This window comes from Nocardioides sambongensis (assembly GCF_006494815.1).
Taxonomy (GTDB): Bacteria; Actinomycetota; Actinomycetes; order Propionibacteriales; family Nocardioidaceae; genus Nocardioides; species Nocardioides sambongensis.
Genome location: NZ_CP041091.1, coordinates 758942 through 779701, shown reverse-complemented (window position 1 = coordinate 779701; position 20760 = coordinate 758942). Strand labels below are relative to the sequence as shown.

The 20760-nt window shown below is 71.9% G+C and carries 20 protein-coding genes and 2 pseudogenes; 21 read left to right on the top strand and 1 reads right to left on the bottom strand.

The features are described 5' to 3' along the window. Window positions 1-19: 19 nt before the first annotated feature. The 17 genes and pseudogenes from FIV43_RS03585 (at window position 20) to FIV43_RS03525 (ending at window position 15523) form a co-directional block, all read left to right on the top strand. Window positions 20-1666 (top strand): flavin-containing monooxygenase, encoded by a 1647-nt coding sequence (locus FIV43_RS03585; protein WP_141013022.1) that lies wholly within the window; start codon window positions 20-22, stop codon window positions 1664-1666. Continuing rightward, window positions 1663-2595, top strand: a complete 933-nt coding sequence (locus tag FIV43_RS03580; RefSeq protein ID WP_141013021.1) for an alpha/beta fold hydrolase — start codon at window positions 1663-1665, stop codon at window positions 2593-2595. The genes FIV43_RS03585 and FIV43_RS03580 overlap by 4 nt, the downstream gene beginning before the upstream one ends. Then, complete coding sequence (locus tag FIV43_RS21915; protein WP_231123665.1) at window positions 2592-2807, top strand: hypothetical protein; 216 nt, start codon at window positions 2592-2594, stop codon at window positions 2805-2807. The genes FIV43_RS03580 and FIV43_RS21915 overlap by 4 nt, the downstream gene beginning before the upstream one ends. After that, complete coding sequence (locus FIV43_RS03575) at window positions 2807-3808, top strand: acyl-CoA dehydrogenase family protein (protein WP_231123664.1); 1002 nt, start codon at window positions 2807-2809, stop codon at window positions 3806-3808. Before FIV43_RS21915 ends, FIV43_RS03575 begins: the two co-directional genes overlap by 1 nt. A 97-nt stretch (window positions 3809-3905) precedes the next feature. Continuing rightward, a pseudogene (locus FIV43_RS23675) lies at window positions 3906-3953 on the top strand (hypothetical protein); the annotation flags it as partial. A gap of 45 nt (window positions 3954-3998) precedes the next feature. Further along, a complete protein-coding gene (locus FIV43_RS03570) occupies window positions 3999-4745 on the top strand; it encodes a VOC family protein (protein ID WP_231123663.1) in 747 nt (248 codons plus the stop codon). After that, window positions 4742-5668 (top strand): annotated as a pseudogene (locus tag FIV43_RS23060) (FAD-dependent oxidoreductase); the annotation flags it as partial. The gene FIV43_RS03570 and the pseudogene FIV43_RS23060, both read left to right, overlap by 4 nt. Further along, on the top strand, window positions 5605-6207 hold the full coding sequence (locus tag FIV43_RS23055) for an FAD-binding protein (protein WP_269204079.1): 603 nt from the start codon (window positions 5605-5607) through the stop codon (window positions 6205-6207). The pseudogene FIV43_RS23060 and the gene FIV43_RS23055, both read left to right, overlap by 64 nt. Before the next feature lie 64 nt (window positions 6208-6271). After that, window positions 6272-7435 carry a 3-hydroxy-9,10-secoandrosta-1,3,5(10)-triene-9,17-dione monooxygenase oxygenase subunit gene (gene hsaA / locus FIV43_RS03560; RefSeq protein WP_196780961.1) on the top strand — a complete coding sequence of 388 codons (1164 nt, stop codon included), beginning with the start codon at window positions 6272-6274 and terminating at the stop codon, window positions 7433-7435. 117 nt (window positions 7436-7552) lie between these two features. Then, on the top strand, window positions 7553-9595 hold the full coding sequence (locus FIV43_RS03555) for an arylsulfatase (RefSeq protein ID WP_141013020.1): 2043 nt from the start codon (window positions 7553-7555) through the stop codon (window positions 9593-9595). Between the two features lie 53 nt (window positions 9596-9648). Further along, window positions 9649-9837: a hypothetical protein gene (locus FIV43_RS03550; RefSeq protein ID WP_141013019.1), complete on the top strand. Its 189-nt coding sequence runs from the start codon at window positions 9649-9651 to the stop codon at window positions 9835-9837. A 237-nt stretch (window positions 9838-10074) separates the two neighbouring features. Further along, entirely contained in the window at window positions 10075-10491 is a 417-nt protein-coding gene (locus FIV43_RS21910; protein WP_231123662.1) for an ABC transporter permease, read from the top strand. After that, window positions 10491-11018, top strand: a complete 528-nt coding sequence (locus FIV43_RS03545) for an ABC transporter permease (protein ID WP_231123661.1) — start codon at window positions 10491-10493, stop codon at window positions 11016-11018. The genes FIV43_RS21910 and FIV43_RS03545 overlap by 1 nt, the downstream gene beginning before the upstream one ends. Window positions 11019-11190: 172 nt before the next feature. After that, window positions 11191-11985, top strand: a complete 795-nt coding sequence (locus tag FIV43_RS03540; protein WP_141013018.1) for an ABC transporter permease — start codon at window positions 11191-11193, stop codon at window positions 11983-11985. A 1-nt stretch (window position 11986) separates the two neighbouring features. After that, window positions 11987-13024, top strand: coding sequence for an ABC transporter ATP-binding protein (locus FIV43_RS03535; RefSeq protein WP_196780959.1), 1038 nt, complete (start codon window positions 11987-11989; stop codon window positions 13022-13024). Continuing rightward, the gene (locus FIV43_RS03530; protein ID WP_141013017.1) at window positions 13021-13953 is read left to right on the top strand and encodes an ATP-binding cassette domain-containing protein; all 933 of its coding nucleotides are present in this window, start codon (window positions 13021-13023) and stop codon (window positions 13951-13953) included. The genes FIV43_RS03535 and FIV43_RS03530 overlap by 4 nt, the downstream gene beginning before the upstream one ends. Window positions 13954-13999: 46 nt before the next feature. Beyond that, window positions 14000-15523, top strand: a complete 1524-nt coding sequence (locus tag FIV43_RS03525; protein ID WP_141013016.1) for an ABC transporter substrate-binding protein — start codon at window positions 14000-14002, stop codon at window positions 15521-15523. 144 nt (window positions 15524-15667) lie between these two features. Here the strand turns inward: FIV43_RS03525 and FIV43_RS03520 are convergent, their stop codons facing one another. Next, entirely contained in the window at window positions 15668-16618 is a 951-nt protein-coding gene (locus FIV43_RS03520; protein ID WP_141013015.1) for an NAD-dependent epimerase/dehydratase family protein, read from the bottom strand. A gap of 99 nt (window positions 16619-16717) precedes the next feature. Between FIV43_RS03520 and FIV43_RS03515 the strand changes: the two genes are divergently transcribed. The 4 genes from FIV43_RS03515 to FIV43_RS03500 are packed head-to-tail and all read left to right on the top strand — an operon-like array spanning window position 16718 to window position 20757. Further along, window positions 16718-17536, top strand: coding sequence for an SDR family NAD(P)-dependent oxidoreductase (locus FIV43_RS03515; RefSeq protein WP_141013014.1), 819 nt, complete (start codon window positions 16718-16720; stop codon window positions 17534-17536). Then, complete coding sequence (locus FIV43_RS03510) at window positions 17533-18729, top strand: hypothetical protein (protein WP_141013013.1); 1197 nt, start codon at window positions 17533-17535, stop codon at window positions 18727-18729. The genes FIV43_RS03515 and FIV43_RS03510 overlap by 4 nt, the downstream gene beginning before the upstream one ends. Then, window positions 18726-19544: an SDR family oxidoreductase gene (locus FIV43_RS03505; protein ID WP_231123660.1), complete on the top strand. Its 819-nt coding sequence runs from the start codon at window positions 18726-18728 to the stop codon at window positions 19542-19544. Before FIV43_RS03510 ends, FIV43_RS03505 begins: the two co-directional genes overlap by 4 nt. A gap of 34 nt (window positions 19545-19578) precedes the next feature. Beyond that, on the top strand, window positions 19579-20757 hold the full coding sequence (locus FIV43_RS03500) for a sulfotransferase family protein (protein ID WP_141013012.1): 1179 nt from the start codon (window positions 19579-19581) through the stop codon (window positions 20755-20757). Window positions 20758-20760: the final 3 nt, after the last annotated feature.

The window sequence follows — 20760 nt, the reverse complement described above, 5'->3', positions numbered from 1 at the left end:
CCACCAGAAGGAAGAGGACATGACCACTCCGACCCCCGAGCAGAACGCCCACGACCTGGTCGTGGTCGGTGCCGGCATCGCCGGTCTGTACGCGATGCATCGCGCGACCGAGACCGGCCTCGACGTGGTCGGGCTGGAGGCGGGCAGCGACGTGGGCGGCACCTGGTACTGGAACCGCTACCCCGGCGCTCGCTGCGACGTGGAGAGCGTCGACTACTCCTACACCTTCGACCGGACGCTGGAGCAGGAGTGGGAGTGGACCGAGCGGTTCGCCGCCCAGCCGGAGATCCTGGCGTACGTCGAGCACGTGGCCGACCGCTACCGCCTGCGCGACCGGTTCCGCTTCGACACCCGCCTGGAGCGCGCCGTCTTCGACGAGGACGCGTCCACGTGGACCCTCACCACCGATGACGGCTCCACGATCCGCACCCGGTTCGTGATGATGGCCACCGGCTGCCTCTCCGCGCCGATCAGGCCGGACCTGCCCGGCATCGACGACTTCGCCGGGGAGACCTACTTCACCGCCCAGTGGCCGCACGAGTCCGTCGACTTCCGCGGCAAGCGCGTCGGCCTGATCGGCACCGGCTCCTCGGGCATCCAGGTGGCCCCGATCATCGCCGAGCAGGCGCGGTCCCTGACGGTCTTCCAGCGGACCGCCAACTACACGGTCCCGGCCGCCAACCGACCGCTGACGACGGACGAGCAGGCGGCGATCCAGGAGGAGTACCCGCAGCGTCGGTCGGTCTCCGCCTACGCCCCGGCCGCCAGCCCGCACCTGTCGCATCCGAAGAAGGCCACCGAGGTCACCGCCGAGGAGCGCGAGGCGGCGTTCGAGGCCCGATGGCAGGAGGGCGGCGTGCTCTTCGCCAAGACCTTCCCCGACCAGTCCAGCGACCTGGTCGCCAACGACTACGCCCGCGAGTTCGCCGAGCGCAAGATCCGCGAGATCGTCACCGACCCGCAGACCGCCGACGACCTCACGCCGCGCGGCTACCCGATCGGCACCAAGCGGATCGTCACCGACTCCGGCTACTACGCGATGTACAACCGCGACAACGTCGAGCTGGTGAATCTGCAGCGCGACCCGATCACCGCGGTCACCGACTGGGGCATCAAGACCGAGACCGGCTCGCACGATATCGACGTCCTCGTCTTCGCCACCGGCTTCGACGCGCTCACCGGCGCGCTGACCCGGATCGACCTGCAGGGCGCGCGCGGCGCGAGGCTCGACCAGGTCTGGGCGGACGGACCGCTCACCTACCTCGGCCTGGGGGTGCCCGGGTTCCCGAACCTGTTCACGGTCAACGGCCCCGGCAGCCCGTCGGTGCTCGCGAACATGATGATCCACTCCGAGCAGCAGGTCGACTGGTGCCTGGCCCTGATGGAGACGTGCCGTCGCGACGGCATCGACCAGGCCGAGCCGCGCCTCGACGCCGCGGAGAAGTGGACCGACCACCTCGGCGAGGTCGCCGCCGGCACGCTCTTCGCCGCAGCGGCATCGTGGTACACCGGCGCCAACATCGATGGCAAGGCACGCACGTTCATGCCCTACATCGGTGGCTTCGGCAACTACCGCACCGCCTGCGACCGGGTCCGCGACTCCGGCTTCGAGGGCTACGTGCTGACCGCCCGCTCGCAGCCCGCCCCGGCGGAGGCCGCCCGATGAGCACCGGACAGGTCCCCGACCGCGAGGCGACCCTGCGCGAGCTCCCGACCGAGGACGGGGTGCTGCGCTACCACGAGGTCGGCGACGGGGAGCCCCTGCTCCTCCTGCACGGCTCCGGACCCGGCGTGACCGGGTGGCGCAACTACCGCCAGAACCTGCCGGCGCTCGCGGAGCACTTCCGCTGCCTGGTGCTGGAGTTCCCGGGCTTCGGCGTCAGCCACGACACGGACCAGTCCCCGTTCGTCTCCGGCCTGAGCGCGATCACCCGGTTCGTCGAGTCGCTCGACCTGCGTGGCGTGCCGGTCGTCGGGAACTCGATGGGCGGGGTGCTCGCCCTGCAGTCCGCGATCGCCGACCCCGCGCTGTTCAGCCGGATCGTGACCGTCGGCGGCGTCGGCACCGGCATCTTCAGCCCGTCGCCCGGCGAGGGGATCGTCCGGCTCACCGACTTCTCCGAGAACCCCACGCGCGAGGCTCTCGTGCAGTGGCTGGAGTCGATGGTCCACGACCCGGCGATGGTCACCGAGGAGCTCATCGCCGAGCGGTGGGAGCAGGCGACCGCGCCCGCGACCCTCGAGGCGTCGCTGCGCATGTACGGTCGCGCGGCCACCGCCGCACGCAAGCGGTCGGCCGCCACGTCCGACCGCGCGCCGTACTGGGCGATGCTGCACCGGGTCACCGTGCCGACACTGCTCACCTGGGGACGCGACGACCGGGTCAGCCCGCTCGACATGTCCCTGGTCCCGATGCGCACCATCCCCAACGCCGAGCTGCACGTCCTCCCCCGCTGCGGCCACTGGGCGATGATCGAGCAGCAGGCCGCCTGGGAGTCCGCCGTCCTCGCCTTCCTCCGCCGGACCGCCCGGTCCGCGGAACCCGCCACCGACAGCGCCGCCGAGGGGCTGGCGCGGACAGGAGTCCTCCGATGACCGAGACCGCCACCACCCACTCGGGGTCCGTGCGCACCGCGATCGACGCTCGCGCCGACGAGCTGATCGCGCTCGCGCCGTCCAACGAGGCGCTGGGACGCCTGGACGACCGGGCCGCCGCCGTGCTGCGCGAGTCCGGCATGATGCGGATGCTGCAGCCCGCCACCCACGGGGGTTCGAGGCGCACCCGCGCGAGTTCGCCGAGACGGTGATGCGGATCGCCTCGCTCGACGGCTCCACCGGCTGGGTGGCCGGCATCGTCGGTGTCCACCCCTGGGAGCTCGCGATGGCCGACGAGCGGGTCCAGGAGGAGGTCTGGGGAACCGACCCGGACACCTGGCTCGCGTCGCCGTACGCCCCGATGGGCGTGCTGACCCCCTCCTCCGACGGGGACGAGCCCGGCTACACCCTCAAGGGCCGGTGGCAGTTCTCCTCCGGCACCGACCACTGCGACTGGATCTTCCTCGGCGCGCTGCTCGGTGACGCGGAGGGCAAGCCGGTCCAGCCCGCGGTGCAGATGCACGTCATCCTGCCCCGCGAGGACTACACGATCGTGGCGGACAGCTGGGACGTCGTCGGGCTCAACGGGACCGGCAGCAAGGACGTCATCGTCGACGGTGCGTTCATCCCCGGCTACCGCACCCTCGCCTACCTCGATGTCGCCGAGGGGGTCGCCGCCCGCCGCGCGGGACTGTCCGAGCCGGGCTATCACGTGCCGTTCTCGGCGGTCTTCCCGCTCGGCATCACCTCTGCCGTGATCGGCATGTGCGAGGGTGCGCTGCGGCTCCACTCGCAGTGGCAGGCCGGCCGCACCCTGATCTCCGGGGCGCAGAGCAAGGACGACCCCTACGCGCTGTTCGCCCTGAGCGAGGCGGCCGCCGACATCCAGGCCTCGCGGGCGGCGCTGCTCGACAACATCACCCAGATGTACGACGCCGTGGCGTCCGGCCACACCCACTCCTTCGCCGAGCGGGCGGTCGGCCGGCGCACCCAGGTCCAGGCGGCCTGGCGCGCGGTGCGGGCCATGGACGAGGTCGTCGCACGTTCCGGCGGCAACGCGATGCGCCGGGACAACCCGCTGCAGCGGGTCTGGCGCGATGCGCACACCGGGCTGGCCCACGCGATCCACGTCCAGGGCCCCACCTTCCACTCCGCAGCGCTGACCGACCTCGGGCTCGAGCCCCCGGCCGGTCCGCTGCGCTCGATGATCTGATCCCGCGCGAACACGACGACAGGAGCAACGCGATGACCCACCTGCGCAGCCTCGGCTACCTCCGGGTGCAGAGCACCGACCTCCCCGCTGGCGCGAGCTGGCGATCGACTCCCTCGGCTTCGGCGAGGGGTCCGGCCCCCGGGCCGACGCCCTCTATCTGCGGCTCGACGAGCGGCAGCAGCGCCTGGCCGTGCTCCCCGGCGAGGACGACCGCGTCCTCGCCGTCGGCTGGGAGGTCCGCGACCAGTACGCGCTGGACGCCGTCGCCCGCGACGTCGAGGCCAGCGGTCGTGCCGTCAAGACGCTGGGCGACGCGGAGTGCCGCGAGCTCGGAGTCGAGGCCGCGATCGCGTTCGACGACCCGGCCGGCACCCGGCTGGAGGTCTTCTTCGGCCCCACGCTCGACCACAGCCCGGTGCTGACCCGCTGGGGCCAGAAGTTCCACACCGGCGCCGAGGGCCTCGGGCACGTGGTGCTGCCGACACCCCACGCCGAGGAGACCGTCACCTTCTACGAGCAGGTCCTCGGCTTCCTGCCCCGCGGAGCGATGCGGATGGGCGACGGGCCCAGTCGGATCCGCTTCCTCGGCATCAACCGCCGCCACCACAGCCTGGCGGTCTGCGCCGCCCCGCACGGGGAAGCCCCCGGCCTGGTGCACCTGATGGTCGAGGTCGACGACCTGGACGCCGTCGGACGCGCGCTGGACGAGATCAACAAGCGGGGCTTCTCGCTCTCCTCCACGCTCGGTCGGCACACCAACGACAAGATGATCTCCTTCTACGTCCGGGCACCCGGCGGCTGGGACATCGAGTACGGCTGCGAGGGGATGCTCGTCGACGAGACCTCCTACACCGCCGAGGAGATCACCGCCGACAGCTACTGGGGGCACGACTGGATCGCGCCGGTGCGCCTGGCCGCCTTCACGCCCCCGTCGTGACCGACCGCGCTGCGAGCAACCCGGTCCGACCGGGCGAGGCCGACGCCGACGTGGTCGTCGTCGGCCTCGGCTGCGCCGGCGCCGCCGCCGCCATCGAGGCGGCAGCGGCCGGAGCGCGGGTCGTCGCCCTGGAGGGCGCCGGCGGCCCCGGCGGCTCCTCCGCGCTGTCGGGCGGCGAGCTCTACCTCGGCGGCGGCACGGACCTCCAGACCGCCTGCGGCGTCACCGACGACCCGGACCGGATGTTCGCCTACCTGACCGCGGCCCTGGGACCGTACGCCGACGAGGCCAAGCTGCGCGCCTACTGCGACGGAAGTCCGGAGCACTACCGCTGGTTCGTCGGTCTCGGCGTGCCGTTCCGACCGAGCCGCTACGACGGCGTGTCGTGGCTGCCGCCGACCGAGGACGGCCTGATGTGGCTCGGCGAGAACGCCTGGCCGTTCACCGAGCTCACCGAGCCCGCGCCCCGAGGCCACCGTCCGGCGACCCCGGGTCACGGCGGGCAGGTCCTGATGGACCGGCTCCTCGCCGCCGTCGACGCCGCCGGGGTCGCGGTCCACACCGACACCCGCGCCCACGCCCTGGAGACGGCGGCCGACGGAACGGTGGTGGCGGTGCACGCCCGCCGGTTCGGCGAGGACGTCACCTATCGGGCGCGCCGCGCAGTCGTGCTCACGACCGGCGGTTTCGCCGACGACGAGACGATGGTCGCCGACCACGCCCCCGTCCTCAGCGGTCACGGCCGGGTCAGTGACGGACGCGACGACGGCAGCGGCATCCGGCTCGGGTTGTCGGTCGGCGGCACCGTCCGCCGGATGTCCACGACCCAGATCGCGCTCTCGGCCGTGCCCGCGCTCGCCTGTCGCGGCATGCTGGTCAACGGTCGCGGCGAGCGGTTCATCAACGAGGACGTCTACCCCGGCCGCTTCAGCCAAGGTGCGGTGCTGCACCAGCCCGGCCCTGGTTCACGTTCGTCGACGAGCAGGGCTGGGACGAGGTCACCGAGTCCGAGCGCTGGGGCGTCCAGCCGCTCGCGGTCGGCTCCGACCTCGCCGAGCTCGAGTCCGAGGTCGGGCTGCCGCCCGGCTCCTTGGTCGCCACCGTCGACCGCTACAACAGCGACGCTGCGGCGGGGGTGGACCAGCTCCACCACAAGGACCCCCGCTGGCTGCGGCCGCTCCGTGCGCCGTACGCGGTGATCGACGCAGGCCGTGGCTTCGGGCCCGCGTTCGGCGGACGTCCGGGCTCGACCGGCGTCTCGGGCTTCACGCTCGGTGGCCTGCGGACCGATCTGGACGGCGCCGTCCTCGACGCGGCCGGCGCGCCGGTGCCGGGGCTCTTCGCCGCCGGCCGCGCGTCCTCGGGCATCCACGGCTTCGGCTACGTCAGCGGCACCTCGCTCGGCGACGGCACGTTCTTCGGGCGACGGGCGGGCCGGGCGGCCGCGGCCGAGGGCCGCTGAAGTGCCGGTCCCGCTCGCCGGGACCGGTGCCCGTCTCCCCTCGGTCCGGCTCCAGCATCGAGGCGTGACCAGAGTTCTCGACATCCTCCGTCCCGCGATGCCGACGATCGCCGCCCGATCGGGGATCGCGGACGAGCAGCGCCGGCTTCCGGCCGAGACCATCGACGAACTGATCTCCGCCGGGGTGCTGCGCATGCTGCAGCCCAAGCGGTACGGCGGTCACGAGGCGAGCCCGCAGGAGTTCTTCGAGGTGATCCGGGCGCTGGCCGCTGCCTGCGGGTCGACCGGCTGGGTCGCCTCGGTGCTCGGCGTGCACCCGTGGCACGTCGGACTCTTCTCCGAAGTCACTCAGGACGAGGTCTTCGGCGACACCCCCGACGCCGTGCTGTGCTCGGCGTACGCTCCGGTCGGCCGGCTCGACGCGGTCGAGGGTGGATTCCGGGTCTCGGGCCACTGGAGCTTCTCCTCCGGTTCCGACCACGCCGACTGGGCGCTGCTCGGCGGCCTCGTCTCCGACGGCAGCGAGACCCCCGTGCACACCACCGTTCTCCTGCCGCGGTCGGACTTCCGGGTCGAGGACACCTGGGACGTCGTCGGCCTGCGCGGCACGGGGAGCAACGACATCCTCGTCGACGAGGCGTTCGTCCCCGCCCATCGGGCGCTCACCCACGCCGCCCAGCAGTCCGGCGGGGCCCCGGGACTCCAGGTCAACGACGGCACCCTCTTCCGGCTCCCGTTCGCCTCGATCTTCACCAACGCGGTCACCGTCCCCGTGCTCGGCGCGGTCGAGGGGTGCCTGATCGCCTGGCAGCAGCACATGCGCGACCGGGTCCGCGTCAGCCCCGCCGGCGGCAGGTTCGCCGACGATCCGTTCGCCCAGGTCGCCGTCGCCAGGGCCGCCTCCGAGCTGGACGCGTCCTGGCTGCAGCTGGAGCGCAACCTCGACGACCTCTGGTCGGCCGCCGACGCCGGACCCGGACCGGTCGGCCTGGATCTCCGCGTGCGCGCACGACGCGACCAGGTGATCGCCACCGAACGCGCGCTGCACGCGGTCGAGCTGCTGTTCAAGACCGCCGGGGCCAACTCGCTGCACCGCGGCAACCCGATCGAGCGCGCCTGGCGAGACGCGCACGCCGGCAGCGTGCACGTCGCCAACGACATCGACCGGGCCCTCACCCAGTTCGGCCGTCACTCGTTCGGCCTCGACGTACGCGACAGCCTCATCTGACCACCGGTCCGGCCGCGCTCCTGCTGGTTCAGCGATCGGCTCCGACCGCGGCCCGCCGAGCCCGCAGGCCCTGCGACCCGCCCGTCCACCACCGACCCACGTAGAGAGAGGCTCTCCATGGCCGACGGCCCGAAGATCGGACGAACCCTGGACGACTCCGTCCCCTGGCATCCCCCGCGGCCCCGCCCGGCCGGGGCGCCCAACGTCGTCGTGGTGGTCCTCGACGACGTCGGGTTCGCCCAGATCGGCGCCTTCGGCGCCGACATCAAGACCCCGACCATGGACCGTCTCGCCGCCGAGGGCCTGCGCTACAACCGGTTCCACGTCACCGCCCTCTGCTCGCCGAGCCGCGCCTCGTTGCTGACCGGCCGCAACCCGCACGCCGTCGGCATGGGGCTCCTGGTCGACATGCCCACCGGGTTCCCCGGCTACAACGCACGGATCCCCCGGTCGGCCGCGAGCGTCGCCCGGGTGCTGCGCGACGCGGGCTGGAGCACGATGGCGGTCGGCAAGTGGCACCTGACCCCGCGGTTCGACCGGACCGCCGCCGGTCCGTTCGACAGTTGGCCGCTGGCCCAGGGATTCGAGCGGTTCTACGGGTTCCTGCACGGCGACGCCAACCAGTGGACGCCCAACCTGGTGCGGGACAACACACCGATCCAACCGCCCGAGGCACCGGTGGAGGGTTACCACCTCACCGAGGACCTCACCGACGAGGCGCTGCGAATGGTGCGTGACCAGAACAACGCGGCCCCGGAGAAGCCCTTCTTCCTCTACTTCGCCCCGGGCACGGCCCACGCACCGCACCAGGTGCCCCGGGAGTGGGCCGACGAGTACGCCGGCGCGTTCGACCAGGGGTGGGAGAAGTGGCGCGAGGAGGTCTTCGCCCGCCAGGTGGCAGCCGGGATCGTGCCGGAGGGCACCGAGCTCAGCGAGCGGCCGGACTGGATCCCCGACTGGGAGGAGTGCACCGAGGAGGAGAGGCGCCTCTTCGCCCGCTTCCACGAGGTGTACGCCGGTTTCATGACCCACTTCGACCACCACCTCGGTCGCCTGATGGCGGGCCTGGAGGAGATGGGCGTCGCGGAGAACACCATGGTGATCCTGACCTCCGACAACGGCGCGAGCGCCGAGGGCGGGACGGTGGGCTCCATCAACGAGCACCGCTACGGCTACCGCGTGCCGGAGAGCATCGAGGACAACCTGGCCGGGATCGACGAGATCGGCGGAACGCGGGCCTACAACCACTATCCGTGGGGCTGGGCCTGGGCGGGCAACGCGCCGTTCAAGCTGTGGAAGCGCCACACCTGGCTCGGGGGCACCCGCACCCCGTTGATCGTCAGGCCGGCCGGCGGCGTCAGTGATCCCGGTGCCGTCCGCGAGCAGATGTGTCACATCGTCGACATCGTCCCGACGATCCTGGACGTGTGCGGGGTCAGTGCCCCCGACGAGGTCGACGGGGTGCCCCAGCAGGAGATCGCGGGCCGGTCCTTGCGGGCCTCCTTCGACGACGCCGGGGCCTCGGACACCATGACCACCCAGTACTTCGAGATGATCGGCTCCCGCTCGGTCGTGCACGACGGCTGGAAGGCCACCACCGACCACGTCCCGATGGGGATGCTGGACGAGGAGGCACTGCTGCCGGGCAGCAGGTCCTTCGACACCGACCGGTGGAGCCTCTACCGGCTGGAGGACGACTTCGCGGAGAGCCGGGACCTGGCCGACGACCACCCGGAGGTCGTCAAGGAGCTCGACGGACTGTGGTGGGAGCTCGCCGAGCGCAACCAGGTCCTCCCGCTCCAGGACGACATGCAGCGCCGGGTGATGACGATGGAGCCACCGCTGTGGCCCGCCCCCGACCCGCTCGTCGTCCATCCCGGCGGCTCCCCCGTCGCCGACGAGGCGGTGCCCTCGCTGGGCGGCGGCGCGTTGCTGGAGGCGGACGTGGACGTCCCGGCCGGGGGCGGCAGCGGTGTCCTGGCGGCCATGGGCGACTGGACCAACGGCTGGGCGTTCGTCGTCCTCGACGGCTGCCCGGCGATGTTGCTCAACCTGACCAGCACGCCCTACAGCGTGCGCACGGCCAGTCCGTTGCCCGAAGGGCGGCACCGGGTCGGCTTCCAGTTCCTCCCCTCGGGTGCGGGCGGGGGCACGGCGTGATCCTGTGCGACGGCGTCGTCATCGGTAGCGGAGAGCTCCCCCAGGGCATGGGCATGAGCGGCATGCAGATCGGCGGAGGAGGGCTCCATCTCGGGCACGACTCCGGCTTCCCGGTCAGTGACGACTATGCGCCGCCGTTCCGCTGGACCGGCACGCTGCGGACGGTGACCTTCAGCGGCGCCGCTCGACCCGACGGCGCCGCCAACGAGCAGCTGATGCGGGACCTGATGCGCACCGAGTGAGGTCCCGCCCCGGGGCCACGTTCCGGTCACCCGCGCGACGGCGTCGCGCGGGTGATCGGCGTCCCCGCACCTCAGCGCCGCCCGGCACCGTGATCGTCGGAGTCTTCGCAGGTCAGAGGCGGTTTTCTCAGTCAGCGGGACGTCTGTGATCCCAGCCACAGTGCACTCCTACGTTCAACCCACCTCGCCGCTGTCGACGCACGCGGTCCCGCTACGAGTGGAAGATGGGTGGACAGCTTGACCAGATTCGTGGGCTACCGAGTGCTGTTGGCCGTGCCGACCCTGGCACTGGTCACCTTCCTCGTCTTCCTGCTGATGCAGCTCTCGCCGGCCGACCCGGCGGTGGTGCTCGCCGGCGACGATCCGTCCCCGGAGAGGCTCGCGGCGATCCGTGACTCCCTCGGGCTCGACGAGCCCTTCCTGCACCGCTACCTGGAGTGGCTCTCGCACGCGGTGACCGGCGACCTCGGCACCTCGCCCGTGACCCACCAACCGGTCAGCGACGACCTGATGCGTCGCCTGCCGATCACGCTCTCCCTGGTGCTGCTCTCACTGGTGTTCACCGTGGTCATCGGGGTCGCCCTCGGCACGGTCGCCGCGCTCAACCGCCGGGGGTCTTCGACTGGATCTCCAACACCCTGGCCAACCTGCTGATGGCGATCCCGCCCTTCGTCGCAGCGGTGCTCCTGGTGCTGCTCCTCGCGATCGCCTACCCGCTCTTCCCCGCGACCGGCTACGCGCAGCTCTCCGACGGGATCGGTGCATGGCTGGAGTTCATGACACTGCCGGCACTCGCACTCGCGGCGGTCCCCGCCGCGCTGCTGACCCGTCAGGTGCGCGGGGCCCTGATCGACGCGATGGAGGAGGACTACGTCCGGACCGCCCGCGCCAAGGGCCTGCGCAAGGGTCCGATCGTGGCCAAGCACGCGGCGAAGAACGCCGCGGTCCCGGTGGTCACCGTCGTCGGCCTGGTGGTGACCCAGATGATCGGCGGCGCGGTCGTCGTCGAGCGGGTCTTCGGCATTCCCGGGCTCGGCTCGGTGAGCGTCGAGTCCGTCCTCACCGGCGACCTCATCACCTTGCAGGGACTGGTCCTGGTCACCGCCCTCGTGGTGATCACGGTCAACCTCCTGGTGGACATGTCCTACGGCTACTTCAACCCACGACTGAGGACGCGATGAGCAACGACTTCGTGGCCGGCGCGCAGCCGTCCCCGCCCCGCCCGTGCTCGCCACCGAGCAGGTACCGGCCGCCACCGGCGAGCAGGACCTCGGGACACCCGCACCGACCTCACGCCGGCGTGGACCGCAGCGCAGTCGCGTCCTGCGTCGGCTGATCCGCAACCGTTCGGCGATGGCCTCCCTCGCGGTCCTGGTGCTGCTGGTCCTGATAGCGATCTTCGCCGACGTGCTCGCACCACACCCCCCCAACGTGGGCGAGCTCGCCGACCGCCTGCAGGGCCCGTCCAGCGCCCATTGGTTCGGCACCGACGCGCAGGGTCGCGACGTGCTGAGCCGGACCATCGACGCCACCCGGGTGGATCTGCTGGCATCGCTCCAGGCCGTGGGTCTGGCCCTCCTGGTCGGCGTGCCGCTGGGCCTGGTGGCCGGTTATGTCGGCGGCGCGAGCGACGCCGTGCTCAGCCGGATCATCGATGCGCTGATGACACTGCCCCCGCTGATGCTGGCCGTGGTGGTCGTCGCCATCCTGGGTCCGGGCCTCGGCAACGCGATGATCGCGATCTCGATCCTGATCGTGCCCTCGTTCTACCGCGTCGTCCGCGGCGCCACCCAGTCGGCACGGACCGAGCTCTACATCGAGAGCGCGCGAGCGATCGGGTGCACGCACCGACGCATCCTGGGCCGACACCTGCTGCCGGCGGTGATGCCGCCACTACTGGTGCAGGCCTCGTTCTCCGCGTCGGTGGTGATCGTTGCCGAAGCGAGCCTGTCCTTCCTGGGCCTGGGCGCCCGACCGCCCCAGGCCACCTGGGGCGTGATGCTCCAGGACGCGACCAGCAACATCGCGTCCAGCAGCTACCTGATCTACCCGCCGATCGTGATGGTCGCCGCCACCATCCTCGCGCTGTCGCTCTTCGGCGACGGCCTGCGAGACGCACTGAGCCGCCAGCCCAACCAGGAGCGCTGAGATGACGACGATGACCGAACCGAGCGGGCGCCCGATCGCCCCGCCGTACGGCGAGACGGTGCTCCGGGTGCGCGACCTCTCCGTCGAGGTGGCCACCGAGCACGGTCGCGTCACGCTGGTGGACCGCGTCGACCTGACGGTCCGTCGCAACGAGATCGTGGGCCTCGTCGGGGAGTCCGGCTCGGGCAAGACCGTCACCTCGTTGACGGTCATGGGTCTGCTGCCGGAGAACGCGCGAGTGGCGACCGGCTCCATCCAGATCGCCGGGACCGAGGTGGTCGATCTTCCTGAGCGGAGTCTCGCCGACGTCCGCGGCACCCGGGCCGCGATGATCTTCCAGGAGCCGAGGCGCTGCCTGAACCCCGCTTTCACGGTCGGCGACCAGGTCGCCGAGTCGTTGCGTCGTCACCGCGGCTGGTCGCGCCGCCGCGCTCTGCAACGCACCATCGAGCTGTTCGACCTCGTCGAGATCCCCGACCCCGCGCACCGGGTCACCCAGTATCCGCACGAGTTCAGTGGCGGAATGTGCCAGCGGGTGATGCTCGCCATGGCGCTGGCCTGCGAGCCCGACCTGCTCATCGCCGACGAGCCGACCACGGCACTCGACGTCACCGTGCAGCGTCAGGTGCTCGAGCTGATCCGGCGTCTGCAGGCCGAGTTGGGCATCGGCGTACTGCTCATCACGCACGACCTGGGCGTGGTGGCCGAGATGTGCGACCGGGTCACCGTGATGTACGCCGGCCAGGTGGTCGAGCGCACGGACGCCGACGACCTCTTCCACCGCCCGGCGCACCCCTACAGCAGCGCGCTGCTCCAGTCGATGCTGCCGCTCGCCGACCATCACGGCCCGCTGGCCTCGATCCCGGGGATCGTGCCTCCGCCTCACGAGTTCGGCACGACCTGTCGCTTCGCGGCACGCTGCGCGCACGTGCGCAGCGAGACCTGCGACGTGCCGGTCGAGCTGACCGAGCACCGCGCGGGCAGTTGGAGCCGGTGCGCGCGCACCGCCGACCTCGAGCTTCCGGGGGTGCAGGCATGAGTGGGACGGACACCGCCACGGTGACGGCGTCCGCGCGCGGTCTGACCAAGACCTACGGCCGCCGGCGACTCGGCCGCGGGCGGACCTTCCGTGCCGTCGACGGCGTCGACCTCGACGTCGCCGCTGGTCGCACGCTGGGACTGGTGGGCGAGAGTGGCGCGGGCAAGTCCACCGTCGGACGCCTGGTGCTCCGTCTGATCGAGCCCGACGACGGCTCCATCGAGCTGCTCGGCACCGACGTGCGCACACTCTCCGGCAGCAGCCTGCGAGCCCTGCGTGCCCGCGCGACCATGATCTTCCAGGATCCCTACACCAGCCTCGATCCGCGGATGCTGATCCAGGACGCGGTCGCCGAGCCGCTGGTGGTGCACGGTGGCACCACTCGTGCCCAGCGCAACGCTCGCACCCGCGAGCTGCTCCACCGCGTCGGACTGGGCGACGCCCACCTCGAGCGCTACCCCTACGAGATGTCCGGTGGGCAGCTGCAACGGGTCGCCATCGCCCGCGCCCTGATCACCGACCCCGCCTTCATCGTCTGCGACGAACCCGTCGCCGCGCTGGACGTGTCGACCCAGGCTCAGGTGATCAACCTGTTGCGCGAGCTCCAGCAGGAGCGCGACCTCGCGTACCTCTTCATCTCGCACGACCTGCGCCTGGTGCGGCTCATCGCCGACGACGTCGCGGTCATGCGGCACGGGAAGGTGGTCGAGTCGGGCACCGCGGACGCGGTGTTCTCCGACCCCACGGACCCGTACACCCGCGAGCTCCTGGCCGCGATCCCGGGCAACAGCCCGCGACACCGACGCTTCTCGGCACACCCACACGGTGGCCGGATCACAGACCCCGGGATCCGCACCCGCGGACCCGGCACCGAGACCGTCGGCACCGAGCCGACCGGCGAGAGGACAACGACTCATGAGGTGGACTAGAGGGAGCAGGAGCCGTCGGCTCGCTGCCGCCGGAGCCGCGGTCGCGATGACCGCGACGCTGGCCGCGTGCGGCGGCGCGAGCGGCGACTCGTCGTCGAGCGGGACCGTGGACCCCGACGGGGAGCTGCGGGTGAACTACCCGCTGGGCCAGACCCTGGACCCGCACATGGCGCCCGAGCCGGCCCAGCTGACCATCGCGACCTGGCCGGTCTACGACCGGCTGCTCCAGGTGGCGCCGGACGCGTCGTACCAGCCGATGCTGGCGACCGAGTGGTCCTTCTCCAAGGACGGCAAGACCCTCACCCTCGAGCTGCGTGACGACGTGACCTTCAGCGACGGGACGCCCTTCGACGCCGCTGCCGTCAAGGCCAACCTCGAGGACTCCCTGGCGGCCGAGGGCACCGCGCTGCAGGCCAACGTGGCCAGCATCGCGAGCGTCGACGTCGTCGACTCCGACACGGTGGAGATCGGACTGCTCAAGCCCACGACGACGATCCTCAACGCGCTGGCGAGCCCGATGGGTGGGTCGATGATCTCGCCGAAGGCGCTCAAGGGCGGAGACCTGGCCACCGAGCCGGTCGGCACCGGCGCCTACGTCATCGACAGCTTCGTGCCGGGCGACGAGGTGGTCTACACCCGTCGCACCGACGAGGGCGGGATCTGGGACGACAAGACCGGCAAGCCGGCGACGATCAGCATCAAGGCGATGGACCCCGACGCCGCGGTCAACGCCCTCAAGTCCGGGCAGCTCAACGTGATGGCGTGGTCGGGGCCGCTCGACCAGGTCCAGCCGCAGATCGACTCCGGGCAGATCACGCACACGGTGCTGGACGGCGCGCTGCCGATGCTCGGCATCGCCTTCAACCAGACGATGGCTCCGTTCGACGACCCGGACGTCCGCAAGGCCGTCAACCTCGCCATCGACCGCGAGACCATCGTCGGGGCCTTCAACCCGGACAACCCGGCCCGGGTCCAGCCCTGGCCCGAGGGGGTCAGCGGCTTCGACGAGGCCCGCGAGGACGTGTACGCCTACGACCCGGAGGCGGCCAAGGATCTGCTCGCGCAGGCCGGCCACCCCGACGGGCTCGACGCCGGCGAGCTCCTGGTCGCGCAGAGCAGCGGCATCCCGGAGGCCGCCGAGGCGATCCAGGCGGACCTCGCCAAGGTCGGTATCGACGTGAAACTGCGGGTCGTCGACATCTTCTCGCTGATCGGCGAGTGGGCCCAGGGCAAGTCGACCGCTGAGCTGATGTACATGTCGGTGCCCACCATCGACCCGTACATGTGGGCTCAACGCCTCTTCGTCAACCCGGCGTGGGTGCCCGGCGGTCCCGACACGACGATGGCGGGGCTGGCCGAGGCCGACCTCGACGACCCGAGCCTGAGCGCCGAGGACCTGGAGGCGAAGGCCGATGCTGTCGTCGACTACGCCACCGACCAGGCGCTCTACGCCCCGCTCTACCAGGGATCGGGCTCAGTGCTGGCCGCGCCGACGGTCGGCGGCATGGACGACCTGGCCTCCTTCAACGGCGGCCCCGTCGACCTGCGCAACGCCTACGTCACCGAGTGACGCTCGCCGCTGACCCGACAGCGGCGAGATGACCGAACGACCGGCCCGATGGCACTGCCATCGGGCCGGTCGCATGTTCGCGGCCCGGAGCACCGCGGGCGACCAACCAACCGGGCGGTCGCCTCGACGTCCTCCGCCGTGCGCTCAGTTGCCGCGCGCGGGCCTCGGCGGCAGCGCACGGACCCGCTCGACCATCGACTCCAGCTCGCGCCGGACGTCCTGGCGGGTGTAGCCGAGCACGGTGGTCTCCGCGGGGTCCGGCTCGTAGGAGAGCACGTAGCCGCGGCCCGGGACGATCATCGCGTCGGGGAGGAACGGGTGGGACTCGTCGCGCTCCTCCACCGTCCGGTCGCTCCCCGCGGCCTCGAAGACCATCTGGAAGTACTCGGCGAAGGTGAGGTTCTCGTCGCCGATCAGGTAGGCCTTGCCGGGCTCGCCGGCCGCCACCGCACCGGCCACGGCCTCGGAGAGGGAGCGGACCGACATGTAGTTGGTGCCGCCGGCCGGAGCGAAGTCGGGCACGTCGGGCAGCTCGCCGTCGGCCCACCGCACGATCTTGGCGAACCGGTACAGCGCGATGCCGGGGATCGCGCCGACGATGTTCGGCGGGTTCAGGGTGATGGCCGCGAACGACGCGTCACTCAGGGCCCGGGTGCGCTCGTCGGCGAGCCGGCGGGCGTCGACGTAGACGTTGCCGTCGCAGAGCCGGGGCAGGACCTGGTGGTAGTAGCTGCCGACCTGGACGAACCGGCCGACGCCGGCACGCTTGCACAGCTCCGCGAACGCCGGGACCCCCGAGCTCTGCACACGTTCCCAGTAGTCCGCGAGCGCCGCCGCGTCCGTGACGTCGAGGTCGCGCGGGAGGTGGCGGAAGTCCTGTCCGGCGGCGAACACCACCGCGTCGTACGGCGCCAGCTCCGCCTCGGTGAAGGTGCCGGCGGTGTAGTCGCCCTTCAGCTGCGGGAGGCCGGCGACGAGTGAGTCCTCGGCCACCTCCCCTCGCGCCGAGACCGTGACGTGGTCGCCACGCTGCTCCAGGAGCCGGGCGATGTGCCCACCGATCATGCCAGTTCCGCCCACCACGAGGATCTTCATGTCGGCGAGTCTCCCCACCCCACCCACCCCCACCGGGGCATGTCCCGCTCATCGGGAGGGTCGTGATCGTGCTCACCTGCGACTCCTAGCGTCCACCGCATGACAACGGTCCAGCGAGTCTCAGTGATCAGTGGAGGGGCTTCCGGCATCGGCGGCGCGGTCAGTCGGCGCCTCGCCGCGGCCGGCGACCTGGTCGTGCTCAACGACATCGACGCCGAAGCCGCGAAGGCCGCCCAGAGCGACATCGAGGGCACCGGCGGCGAGTGCCTGCTGGTGGTCGGCGACATCAGCGACCAGGCTGTCGTCGAGCAGGTCCGCGACGTCGCGCTCGGCGCGGCCGACGGACGCATCGACGTGCTGGTCAACAACGTCGGCGACTTCCGCCCGGCCTCCAAGACCTTCCTGCACAGCACCCCCGAGCAGTGGCAGCGGCTCTACGAGGTGAACCTGCGCAACGTGCTGCAGCTGACCCACGCGCTGCTGCCGACCATGGTCGAGCAGGGCCACGGTGCGATCGTCAACAACTCCACCGTCGAGGCGTTCCGCGGCATCCCCGGCCACGTCGCCTACTCGGCGTACAACGCCGGCGTGGTCGCGTTCACCAAGAGCCTCTCGGTCGAGGTCGGACGGTACGGCGTCCGGGTCAACGCGATCGCGCCGGACCTCAACGACACGCTCCAGACGCCGGCGGCGGCGATGCTGCGCGGCCGCGACGCCGGCCAGCTCCCGCTGTGGGTGCCGCTGGGTCGGTTCGGGCAGCCGGACGACTGCGCCCGGGTGGTGGAGTTCCTCGCCTCGGACGCCGCGGCGTTCGTGACCGGGCAGACGCTCCCGGTCGACGGAGGCACCCTCGCCGCCTCGGGCTGGTACGCCCGTGAGGACGGCAAGGGCTGGACCAACATGCCGGACCACCCGTGAGCGCGACCCTCGGCCCAGTCGCCGACACCGGGACCGGCGCGTTCGCTCGGTCGCTGCTCGAGGCGGAGGAGCTCGTGCGCACGGCGCCGCACGTCCGCGACGACCGCGACCTCGCGGAGGGGCTGGACTACCTGGCCGGCCTCGTCAAGGTCGCGATCGGCAGCGCGTGGGCCAGCGACCCGACCGACCCGCACTTCGCCCGCCCCTCGACGATGTGGACGAAGATGGGGCTGGACAACCCGGACACGCTCTACTTCGCGGCCCAGATCTCCGGTGACGCCGAGTACGAGGTCGTCGGAGAGCGCGGCACCGCGGCGGACATGGTGTTCCAGGTGCTGGGCGGCTCGCACGCCCAGAAGACCTCGCCGGCCAGCCACCTCGCGTTCGACGACCGGGACTTCCCGATCGACGAGGACGGTCGCTTCACGATCCGCTTCGGCCCGCGCACCGATGGTGGCCCCGGCTACTACACCCTGCAGCCCGACTCCTCCCGCCTGCTGGTCCGCCAGACCTTGAGCGACTGGACCACCGAACGCCCCGGCACGGTGCGGGTGCAGCGCGTGGACCGGATCGGCATGCCGGCCCGCCAGCCCGGCTCCGCCGAGCTCGCCGAGCGCTTCACCAGAGCGGGCCGCATCCTCACCGGCTACGTGCGGACCTTCCTGGAGTTCGTCGAGCTCTTCTACCTCGACCAGCCGGTGAACACGATGTATGCCCCGAAGCTGACCCCCGGCGGACTGGCCACCCAGTACAGCTCGGCCGGCCACTACCAGCTCGCCGAGGACGAGGCCCTCGTGGTCACCGTCCCCGCCTCGGGGATGCCCTACCAGGGGTTCCAGCTGGGTTCGATGTGGTACGTCTCGCTCGACTACGCCAGCCACCAGACCAGCCTCACCGCCGAGCAGGCCGGCGTCGACCCCGACGGCATGATCCGCTACGTCGTCAGCCACCGGAACCCCGGGCTGACCAACTGGATCGAGACCACCGGACACGACCGCGGCTACCTGCAGGTCCGCTGGCAGCGGGTCAGCGAGCCGCTGACGCCGGACCACGGCCCCACCACCGAGGTCGTCGCCGTCGACGACCTGCCCACGGTCCTCCCGTTCCACGCCGAGCAGCGGATCGACAACACGGCCTGGCGGGAGCGGATCGCCGTCCGGCAGGCCGCCGTCGCCGACCGGATGCCGTCGTGACCGACGTCGCCGTGCCGGCGGCGCCTGCGGCACCGACGACGAACGTGCTGACCGGCAAGGTGGTCCTGGTCGCCGGGGTCGGCCCCGGCCTCGGGGCGGCCCTGGCGGTCCGCAGTGCCGCCGCCGGCGCGAACGTCGTGCTGGCCGCCAGGAACGAGGAACGCCTGCACGAGGTGGCGGCCGCCGCCACCGCCGCAGGCGGCCGGACGCTGGTGGTGCCGACAGACCTCGGCGACGGCGCCGCCGTCGACCGCTTGGTCGCGGCCACCCTCGCGGAGTACGGCCGACTGGACGCGGTGCTGCACAACGCCACCGTCCCGCCCAGCCGGGAGGACCTGCTCGCCACCGGCGTGGACACCGTCCGCGCCGAGCTGGAGTCGCCGCTGATGGCCCTGGAGGTGATCCGCCGGTGCGCGGCGGCGTTGACCGACGGCGCCGGCTCCGTGGTGATCGTCAACTCGATGGTCCTGCGCAACCAGCTGCCGCGGTTCGGCGGCTATCGGATGGCCAAGTCCGCGCTGCTCGCGCTGGCCCGCGGCCTCTCCGTCGAGCTCGGCCCGCTCGGCGTGCGGGTCAACTCGGTCGCCCCCGGCTACATCTGGAGCGACGCCGTGGCTGGCAGCTTCGAGAAGGCCGCCGCCGCCCGCGGCACGACCGCCCAGGCCGTCCACGACGAGATCGCCGCCCAGGCGGACCTGCGCCGCCTGCCGCTGCCCGAGGAGATCGCCGACGCCGCGGTCTTCCTCGCCTCGGACCTGGCCCGCGCCATCACCGGCCAGTGCCTGGACGTCACCGCCGGCGCCACGCACCACTGAGCCGGATGCCCACACCCTCGTGAAGGACGGATCAATGTCTCCACTCGCTTCTCCGACCACTGTCAGCGCAGCGATCGACCAGCTCCACGAGGAGGCGACGACCGTCACCGGACTCGACGACTTCGGCAGCGACGACTACCTGGACGGGCTCGAGGTCCTGCTGGAGGGCTACCGCTCGGAGGCCGCGTTGACCGGGCCGGGTTGGGCCAAGATCAGCGGGAACCTGGGGCAGGCCCTGCGCTCGCGACTGTGCGCGGAGGCGCAGTGGCGCGAGACCGACGGCCACGGCCGCACCAGACCGCTGCTGCGCCCGATCTTCGTGACCGGGCTGCCCCGCTCGGGCACCACCGCGCTGCACCGACTGCTCTGCGCCGATCCGCGCCACCAGGGGCTGGAGATGTGGCTGGCCGGCGCGCCGAAGCCCCGCCCGCCCCGGGAGTCCTGGGCCAGCGACGACGCCTACCTGGAGACCAGCGCCCACGTCGCCCGGCGGGTCGCCGCGGTCGACGGGATGCAGGGCATGCACTACCTGGCGCCGGAGGCGGTCGAGGAGTGCTGGTGGCTCGAGCGTCAGAGCATGCGGTCGCTGGCCTTCCCCAGCGGCGCCCACCTGCCGACGTACCGGGAGTGGCTGGCGGAGCAGGACCTGACGGTCACCTACCGGCGCCACCGGCGACTGCTGGAGATGATCGGCTCCAACGACCAGGATCGCCGCTGGGTGCTGAAGAACCCCGGCCACCTGTTCTCCCTCGCCGCCCTGACCGCCGTCTACCCGGACGCGCTCGTGGTCACCACCCACCGCGACCCCCGCCGGGTGATCGCCTCGGTCAGCAGCCTGACGGCGCGCACCTCGGCCGGCACCTCGACGGCCTTCACCGGCGCGACGATCGGCAGGGACCACCTGGACCTGTGGAGCGCCTCCACCGAGCGCTACCTGGCCGACCGGGACCACGCGGACGAGCGCCGGTTCGTCGACGTCCGGTACGAGAGCTTCGTGGCCGACCCGGTCGGGACCGTGGCCGGCATCTACGCGGCGTTCGACCTCGACTTCGACGACGACGCGCGGGCATCGGTCCGGGCCGCCGACGACGTGAGCCACCGCGGCGAGCGCCGACCCGACCACCAGTACTCGCTGGCGGAGTTCGGACTCAGCGACGCCGAGGTGACCGAGCGGTTCGCTCCCTACCTGGCCCGGTACGGCGCGACCGGCTGACCG

Bases quoted from the DNA above. Each gene is read 5' to 3' on its own strand.
- FIV43_RS03515 (WP_141013014.1), top strand. From the start codon at position 16,718: ATGACAACGGTCCAGCGAGTCTCAGTGATCAGTGGAGGGGCTTCCGGC.
- FIV43_RS03500 (WP_141013012.1), top strand. From the start codon at position 19,579: ATGTCTCCACTCGCTTCTCCGACCACTGTCAGCGCAGCGATCGACCAG.
- FIV43_RS03575 (WP_231123664.1), top strand. From the start codon at position 2,807: ATGCGGATCGCCTCGCTCGACGGCTCCACCGGCTGGGTGGCCGGCATC.
- FIV43_RS03550 (WP_141013019.1), top strand. From the start codon at position 9,649: ATGAGCGGCATGCAGATCGGCGGAGGAGGGCTCCATCTCGGGCACGAC.
- FIV43_RS03580 (WP_141013021.1), top strand. From the start codon at position 1,663: ATGAGCACCGGACAGGTCCCCGACCGCGAGGCGACCCTGCGCGAGCTC.
- FIV43_RS03545 (WP_231123661.1), top strand. From the start codon at position 10,491: ATGGCGATCCCGCCCTTCGTCGCAGCGGTGCTCCTGGTGCTGCTCCTC.
- FIV43_RS03535 (WP_196780959.1), top strand. From the start codon at position 11,987: ATGACGACGATGACCGAACCGAGCGGGCGCCCGATCGCCCCGCCGTAC.
- FIV43_RS03530 (WP_141013017.1), top strand. From the start codon at position 13,021: ATGAGTGGGACGGACACCGCCACGGTGACGGCGTCCGCGCGCGGTCTG.
- FIV43_RS03555 (WP_141013020.1), top strand. From the start codon at position 7,553: ATGGCCGACGGCCCGAAGATCGGACGAACCCTGGACGACTCCGTCCCC.
- FIV43_RS03540 (WP_141013018.1), top strand. From the start codon at position 11,191: ATGGCCTCCCTCGCGGTCCTGGTGCTGCTGGTCCTGATAGCGATCTTC.
- FIV43_RS21915 (WP_231123665.1), top strand. From the start codon at position 2,592: ATGACCGAGACCGCCACCACCCACTCGGGGTCCGTGCGCACCGCGATC.
- FIV43_RS03525 (WP_141013016.1), top strand. From the start codon at position 14,000: ATGACCGCGACGCTGGCCGCGTGCGGCGGCGCGAGCGGCGACTCGTCG.
- FIV43_RS03520 (WP_141013015.1), bottom strand. From the start codon at position 16,618: ATGAAGATCCTCGTGGTGGGCGGAACTGGCATGATCGGTGGGCACATC.
- FIV43_RS03585 (WP_141013022.1), top strand. From the start codon at position 20: ATGACCACTCCGACCCCCGAGCAGAACGCCCACGACCTGGTCGTGGTC.